The sequence below is a fragment of the Citrobacter sp. TBCS-14 genome (assembly GCF_005280805.1).
Taxonomy (GTDB): Bacteria; Pseudomonadota; Gammaproteobacteria; order Enterobacterales; family Enterobacteriaceae; genus Citrobacter; species Citrobacter gillenii.
Window position 1 is genome coordinate 1 of record NZ_SZWM01001239.1, and the last position, 538, is coordinate 538.

At 41.0% G+C, this 538-nt stretch carries 1 pseudogene; it reads left to right on the top strand.

Annotated elements, in window-relative coordinates:
- A pseudogene (locus FDX22_RS32270) lies at nt 1–285 on the top strand (EscC/YscC/HrcC family type III secretion system outer membrane ring protein); the annotation flags it as partial.
- Nucleotides 286–538 lie beyond the last annotated feature (253 nt).

Sequence of the window (538 nt, forward strand, 5' to 3'; positions counted from 1 at the left end):
GTAACTTATGGTACTTCCATCAACGTTATTCCAATGATTTCAGATGATAATAAACTCGTTGAGATGAATATTGACATTACAGATGGAAATACTGTGGAAGATGATCAAGGTGATACTGCAACGGTAGATCAGTTACCGGTTGTGGGAAATACTGCTATCAGCACCATGGCTCGGGTGACTGCCGGTCAGAATCTTTTAATTGGTGGCTATACACGCGATCAGTTGTCTGATGGTGTTACTAAAATCCCATTGCTTGGCGATATNACAATTCCTCGAAGGCGGTAAGACTCTTTTTGATTCAGCCCAGGATACTAGAAGATGATTTTAGCCACAAAGATGCGCTTGATGGTTACATTAATGATGGATGGGATGCCATTAAAAATTATCAGAATAAGACGCAAAAAATTAATCAAGATGCTTTTATAACACCAACTCATCAGGGGTAGAATATGGCATTAGAATCTTTGCCAATGGCCAGTGCCCGAAGTGCGGGAGGGATTGGCGATTTAAGCAACGTCCTTGTTAAGATGCAGGATGA